Annotated in this window: 1 protein-coding gene; it reads left to right on the forward strand. The window is 60.7% G+C overall.

The genetic code is table 11. From position 1 onward, the window contains the following. Positions 1-285, forward strand: a 285-nt coding sequence (locus AB4Y43_RS40580) for a divalent metal cation transporter (RefSeq protein ID WP_368730303.1), incomplete at both ends; no start/stop codon positions are given.

The raw sequence follows: 285 nt of genomic DNA on the forward strand, positions 1-285 counted from the left end.
CGTCGCTGCTCTGGACGCTCGCGCTGCTGATTCCGGTTCTCTATGTGAACCAGGAAATGGTCCTGCGCCTGGGCGCCGTGACCGGCGTCGGCCACGCACGCCTCATCTTCGAACGCTTCGGCAAGTTTTGGGGCGCCTTCAGCGTCATCGATCTTTTTCTGCTCAATGCGCTCACGATCGTCACCGAGTTCATCGGCATTACGTTTGCGCTCGACTTTCTCGGCGTCTCGAAGGTTCTCGGTGTCTGCATCGCCGCGGTACTGACGATGGCGGCGGTCAGTACGG

This window comes from Paraburkholderia sp. BR10872 (assembly GCF_040965835.1).
Classification (GTDB): Bacteria; Pseudomonadota; Gammaproteobacteria; order Burkholderiales; family Burkholderiaceae; genus Paraburkholderia; species Paraburkholderia nodosa_A.